This window comes from Marinactinospora endophytica (genome assembly GCF_054780875.1).
In genome coordinates this window covers 1-5,587 of sequence record NZ_BAAGVM010000026.1, presented here as the reverse complement: position 1 = coordinate 5,587, position 5,587 = coordinate 1, and the positions used below count along the sequence as shown (strand labels likewise).

At 72.0% G+C, this 5,587-nt stretch carries 5 protein-coding genes and 1 pseudogene; 3 read left to right on the top strand and 3 right to left on the bottom strand.

The window, feature by feature from the left end:
* The coding region (mobF, locus tag ACYVHU_RS26550) for a MobF family relaxase (RefSeq protein WP_498949900.1) at nucleotides 1–1,410 on the bottom strand (1,410 nt) is incomplete at its 3' end.
* 482 nt (nucleotides 1,411–1,892) lie between these two features.
* On the opposite strand from mobF, the gene ACYVHU_RS26545 reads away from it, so the two are divergent.
* The gene (locus ACYVHU_RS26545; RefSeq protein WP_498949899.1) at nucleotides 1,893–2,243 is read left to right on the top strand and encodes a hypothetical protein; all 351 of its coding nucleotides are present in this window, start codon (nucleotides 1,893–1,895) and stop codon (nucleotides 2,241–2,243) included.
* Here ACYVHU_RS26545 and ACYVHU_RS26540 read toward each other — a convergent pair.
* On the bottom strand, nucleotides 2,227–2,403 hold the full coding sequence (locus ACYVHU_RS26540; RefSeq protein ID WP_498949898.1) for a hypothetical protein: 177 nt from the start codon (nucleotides 2,401–2,403) through the stop codon (nucleotides 2,227–2,229). The genes ACYVHU_RS26545 and ACYVHU_RS26540 overlap by 17 nt on opposite strands.
* 55 nt (nucleotides 2,404–2,458) lie before the next feature.
* Between ACYVHU_RS26540 and ACYVHU_RS26535 the strand changes: the two genes are divergently transcribed.
* Nucleotides 2,459–3,646, top strand: coding sequence for a helix-turn-helix domain-containing protein (locus ACYVHU_RS26535; RefSeq protein ID WP_498949897.1), 1,188 nt, complete (start codon nucleotides 2,459–2,461; stop codon nucleotides 3,644–3,646).
* A 1,357-nt stretch (nucleotides 3,647–5,003) separates the two neighbouring features.
* Complete coding sequence (locus ACYVHU_RS26530) at nucleotides 5,004–5,180, top strand: hypothetical protein (RefSeq protein WP_498949896.1); 177 nt, start codon at nucleotides 5,004–5,006, stop codon at nucleotides 5,178–5,180.
* 1 nt (nucleotide 5,181) lies between these two features.
* Here ACYVHU_RS26530 and ACYVHU_RS26525 read toward each other — a convergent pair.
* Nucleotides 5,182–5,587: pseudogene (locus ACYVHU_RS26525) on the bottom strand (hypothetical protein); the annotation flags it as partial.

Here is a 5,587-nt window from a genome sequence, read left to right as displayed (position 1 = left end):
CTGCCGAGTGGTCCCGGCGCGCCACAGCCGCCACCGCCCGGCGTCGTGCAGCTGCGCCAGGGCCGCCAGCTCCGCCCGCGCCGTCGAGGCGCGCTGCTCCGCCAGCACCGCGCGCGCCTCGACGGCGCGGGCCTGCTCCTGGGCGGCCTGGGCGGCCGGGCCACGTCCGGCGCGGGCCTCGGCCACGCTCGGCACGCCGAAGGCGGCGGCGATCGCCTGGGGGTCGTACCCGGCCTGCTCCGCCCGGCGCACCCACTCCGCACGCCACTCCTTCTCCCCGCCCGTGGCCTTCGGCTCCCTCGTCCGCCTGGCCGCCGCGCGCCGCTGCGCGGGGGTGGCGCCTTCCCCGGCCGCGCGTACCGCCTGGTCCCGGCGGCGGCTGAAGACGTTCCGCAGCGCCTGGGGGACGGCCGCCACCTCCCATTCGCCGGTACGGTCCTGCCGCCACCGCACCCCCAGCTGGCCGGTGTGGTAGCGGACCCGGTCCCTCATGTGCGCCCCGAGGTCGGGGACCGCTTCGTAAAGTTCCCTCCCGCCGCGGCCGATGGCGCACCAGCGGCCGTCCTCCCCCTGGGAGATGCCCGCGATCATGGCGTGCACGTGCAGGTGCGGGTCCGGGTGCCCCCCGACCGGCCGGGCGGTGTGGTGCAGGGTGAGCGTCGCGATCAGCCCGGCGGTGCCCACCCGGCGGGCGACGTGGCCGGCGCCATGCCAGCCCCGCTGCCCCCGGGCCACCCGCCGCTCGGCTTCGGCGACGGTGTCGCGAGCGGCCTGCATGACCGCCTCTTCCAGCCGCGCGGCCAGCTCCGGCGGCGCCAGCGCCCACAGGAGCCCCACTTCCTTGCGGGTGTCCAGCGTGAGGTCCCATCCCTGCGGCCCCGCGTCCACCCGGGCGTGGGCGTGGGCGCGGGCGCGCTCCAGGTCGGCGGCCGCGAACACCTTATCCAGCGGCACCCCGGCCGCGCGGGCGACGCGCTCCAGATCCCGCACCGCGACGGTGTGGCCGGGATCCCGCTCCACCCCTCGCGCCATCCGCGCCACCCGGCGGCCAGCCCACGAATCCGCGGTGGGCGTGCCGTGGCGGAGCGCGGCCAGCATCGGCGCGGCGAGAAGCCGGGCCTCCGGCGCCGTCTTCGTCTTCCGTCGCACAAGGGCTTCGCCGGTGCGCGGGTCCACGCCCTCCATGACCGCGTGCATCTCGTGCAGCTCATCCGGAGCCAGTGGCGCTCCCGGCGTCCGACCGAGCACCTGCCATCCGGAGCCCACACGTTCGACGGGGCGCGCTCCGGCGGCGGTGTGCAACCGGTAGTCCCTCTGCGCCTCCGCCCGCCCGATCCGGTCCCCGGCGCACTGGCCCTGCAGCCGATACGCCCGCTGCTCCGCGGTGCGGATCGCGGTCACCCGGGCCACGGCGCCTCTCCTTCCGAGGTATGGGAGCGAAGCGACCATACCTGGGTACCCCTGCGCCCATCCCGTCACGGAGGCACCAGACGTACGGCAGGGCACCACCCCGTGCGGAAGGGCTGCGGGGAAGCGCAGGGGCCGGGGTGGCGGTGCGCGCGGCGAAGCCGTCGCGCCTGCCCCGGCCCCGCAGCGTCACCCACCCACGGACCGCGGTGGGCCGGCGGCGCGCCATCGCGCCATCGCGTTACGTTCCACACACCGGTGCGCGCGGCCGGCCCACCGCGGTGCCCAGAGGGAGGAAGCCGGTCAGGTGGGAGCGACAGGCGCGGTCCAGGTCTCCGGGACTGCGGCGCGGCGTGCCCACCCGGCCGGCCGGGTGGGCACGTACAGCGCGCTTGGCCGGATGATCCATCCCTGCTCGATCAGCCGGTGGCCAGCGCTGGCGGGCCGCCAGTCCGTCCAGTCCGGGAAGATGGCACGATCGGCCCATGACACCCATGACAACGGCGCTGGCGGTGGCGGTGGACATCCGGGGGGCGGTCCGCGAGGTCGCGGTCCTCGGCGGGGACGGGGTGCGGCTGCATCTGGTGGTCGGGCCGGGCAGCTGGCCAGCGGTGCTGGCCGCCCTCGACCGCACGCTCACCGGCACCGGCCCGGTCTGGGCCTCAGGGTGCCGGGAGATCCAAGCCGCCCTCACCCTCACCACGCTTCCCTTCCCAGGGTCCTATGACCTGCTAGAGAGGATCGCTCGACGGCTCGAATGGGGTGAGGTGGGACCTCTCGGAGGCACTCTTCCTCCACTCGACCAAGCCCGCGCGGTGCTTACGGCTCTCGCTTAAAAGTGTCCAGAGCGGCCGCGTGCGCGTCGTGATAGAGCCGCACCGACTCCACCATGGCGGACGCGCTGCGGGCGTAGCGCAGTGCTTCGTCCTCGGACTCGGAGGCGAACGCAGCGAGGATCTCGCCGCCTTCGGTGAGAACAACGTGGATCTCGGTCATGACAGATAAAGAACCACTCACTGACTCGATCTGGCGCAGATGCGAAGGTGAGGGCGTGGACCTGGAAGCTGACGCCCTGGGGCGCCGAATCTCTCGTGCCCGCAAAGCCGCAGGTCTGACCCAAGCGGCCCTAGCTACTCGTGCCCACTACTCGCTGTCGCATGTGCGGAAAGCAGAGACCGGCGCCGTCCCCTGCTCTCCAGCTTTCGTCGCGACCGTGGCGCGGGTCTTGGGCGTGACCGTGGCAGAGCTGTACGGACAGCCCTACGGGGGTGCTGAACTAGCGGTTTCCCAGCTGCGGGAAGTCGCCGCCTACGTCGATGTCCCTCCGGAACTGGATGCTCCTCCGCGTCCCCTGACCGCCATCGCGGCCGAAGTCGGCCACGTCGCCGGTCTGCTCGAAACCGCGCGCCACGCAGCAACAGCGGACCGGCTGCCCGCCCTGCTCCAGGAAGCCACCGTGGTGGCGCTGAGAGACGGGACCGCAGAGGCATGGCGTGCGCTATACGGCGCTCAGATCCACGCTCAGCGCCTAACACGCAAGCTGGGGTATGGAGACCTGTCAGCGGTCTTCATCGAACGTGCGCGCGTCTCAGCGACGCGAGCCGACGATCCGCATCTGCTAGCCATGGTGGCTCAGCGTCACACGCTCCTCCTGTTGGAACGTGCGCAGTGGCGCCCAGCGATGGCCACACTGGGCCACGCGACGACCTTGGTCGATCCCCGGCGGCCTGATGCCACCGAGGTGGCGGGATCGATCCAGCTTCGGCGCGCCGTCATCGCCGCTCGGGCTGGTGACACGAGCGCGGCGGCGGACGCCCTGGGGGAGGCATCCGAGATCGACCGGGACGCCTCTCTGCGGGAGGCGTCCTGTCCGGCCTCAGTGGACCGGCGGTCCCACGGGACAACGTTCACCCCCGGCAACGTGGTGCTCCACGAAGCCGCCGTGGGGGTGGAACTGCGGGACTTCGACGCGGCTCGACGTGCTGACCGGTCCCTCACGCCCGCCCTGCTGTCGTCGCTACCTGCGGAACGCCGTGCCCATCACCACATTGACATGGCACGCGCGGGCCTCGAAGACGGCGACCACCGCGCCGCTGCCCACCGCATCCTCGCCGCCCACACCATCGCCCCTGAGCTGGTGATTCATCACCCCACTGCCCGACACGTAGTCGGAATGCTCATGGACCGGCAGCGCCCTATAGCACAGATTCGCCAGCTACACCGGCGAATGCAGCATTGAGACATTCCAAGATCATGGAAGGCTCGTGGACACCTTCGACGCCACGATGGCACCATGACCAGCCACGATGTAGCAGGACCGGGGACCCCCATGCCCCGGTCGGGGGTTCCTCGCCGCGCGCTCACCACGGCGGAGCTGGCAGAGCTCGACTCTCTCACGACGGAGAGTTACGGGCGGCCGTGGCGAAGCTATGACGACGTAGGCGACCCTGCCGCCTACGTCGCGGTGCGCCGTGCCACGGCGTCTCGTGACCTTCCCCAGACACTGCACGAGCCGTCGCGTGAGCGCATGGCGGACTTCTTGCGAGCAATCGGTGAGCTGCCCCCACCTCAGGCAGGGGGTGGTCTATAGACCCCTCGCGATGCCCAGACACGAGGGAGGGCGGCTCGGGAGAAGCCTCCCTCCCTTCGCGCGTGCGCGCGTGCGCGCGCGTCACATCCTGTACCCGTCCGCCACCTGGGGTGAAGGTGAGTGGTGACCGCCTGTGCTCCCGTGCGGCGCGACCCCGTGGTGACCCCGCTGTGGTGACGCCGTGACCACCTGGGGGGGTTCACCTGTACAGCGTAAAGACGCCTGCTCTCCGGGGTTCAGCGCGCCAAGGCGCCTCCTTTCCGGAGGGAGGGAGGGAGGGAGGGAGGGAGCCCCCCCCCTGTACGCAAAAAACGCCCTCTGACCAGGGCGTTCGTTCTCGTACAGGGAGGGGGGATCTTTCCGTCGGTCGGTCGGTCGGCCGGTCGGTCGCTGATCCCACACAGGGCATTACTCCTGCGTCAGGGCGGGATGTGTGACGGCCTCTGTCCCGCGCTCCTGCCACCGTGCGCGGGCGCGTCTCTGCGACGCCTCAGTGTGGGCCTGCCGTGCTCTACATGCACCGTCACCGGTGCTGCAACCACTGACCGGACCGCCACTCCAGTTCCGCGTGTCTACCTTCTGAGGGAACCGACGCGGGGCGGTGTCTTTGGTGACCCGGGTGAGTCCGGGGGGATTCACGAGCTTTTTCCCTGTGCCCGCATCACTGCTGGGGTATGATGAGCCCTAGGTTTTTCAATCGGCAATTGCAAAACCTACAGCAAAAGGGCCTCTTCTTGAGGCCCTTTTCGCTTTTTCGCAGGAAATCCGCAGTCAAGCACCTTGCGCTTCCGGCGTGTCGCGGTCCGCTGGGCCGGCCGGAGCGCAGCGGAGGACGTCCCCGCGGAGCCCCGGCCACGGGTCAGGGGCGGCGCGCCGTCCCCGCTGGGGCGCCCAGCCGCCGCGCGCCGCTGCGCGGGGGCGGCGTGCCGCGTTCCTCCCCCTGCCAGACCTCAGCCCAGAGAGGGTAGACGAGATGACGAACCGGCCATTGGATGTAGAGCCCCGGATGCCCGCATCCGGGATGCCGAGTGACGCCGAGATGGAGCAGGCACTCCTGGACGCGCTGGCGCGCGCCGGTGTCGAGGTCGGCGCCTACGATCGCCAAATCGCGGCCTGGCTGGCCGGGATGGGCTGGACCGCTTCCGCGACGGTGACCTCGTGGCTGGAGCGGGCCGCCCAGTAGCTCACCCCAGGCTGGGTCCCTGGCGTGGCCTGGGGCCGGGGGCAGGCGGACGGTAGGACGGGGGAGGGTGAGGAGACCGTCGAGGAGCCGCGGGCGGCGACTGGGACAGGACTTCGCGCACGCGCTGTTCGGTCCGGTGAGCCTCCCATCGCTGCGCGGCGCTCAGATCGTCTGAAACGGCCTGGCGCACGAGGGCCGCCCCGTCTGCCCGCAGAGCGCGCGCCGCGCGCTCAGCCTCGGCTACGACGCCGCGTAGCTCGTTCGTCCGAGCCTCCACCTCCTGCCGAGTGGTCCCGGCGCGCCACAGCCGCCACCGCCCGGCGTCGTGCAGCTGCGCCAGGGCCGCCAGCTCCGCCCGCGCCGTCGAGGCGCGCTGCTCCGCCAGCACCGCGCGCGCCTCGACGGCG